Annotated in this window: 1 protein-coding gene; it reads right to left on the bottom strand. The window is 42.3% G+C overall.

Annotated features, from left to right (window positions below):
* Positions 1-38 precede the first annotated feature (38 nt).
* Positions 39-284 (bottom strand): hypothetical protein (locus ACFINS_RS10970; protein ID WP_375706289.1); only part of this gene is annotated, 246 nt, incomplete at its 5' end.

Genomic DNA, 284 nt, shown 5'->3' with positions numbered 1-284 from the left:
CTGAAGAGAGTCCTTTTGAAAAAGCCTTTCTAAAGCCCCTATACTCGAAGGAGTTTTCGTTCCAATTCTCCAACAGAGGTAACAAAAAAACATTTCATAAAAAAACTGTCTAAAGAAGCACTCTTTTTGGCTGCTTCACCTTCAAAGGTTAGTCCTCTTTGAAGGATCACCCCTTCGAGGGGCAGTGTTTCGTCAAAGGACAGAGAGCTTGAAGAAACTATACTGGAACAAAAATATACCCTTGATCCCCTGAAGGGAGTGATGGGGATGAAGGCAGCTTTTGG

Source organism: Bartonella sp. AA2SXKL (assembly GCF_042197205.1).
In the GTDB taxonomy this organism is placed as follows: Bacteria; Pseudomonadota; Alphaproteobacteria; order Rhizobiales; family Rhizobiaceae; genus Bartonella.
The sequence above is the reverse complement of the archived record's forward strand: the minus strand, read 5'-3'. Positions and strand labels throughout refer to the sequence as shown.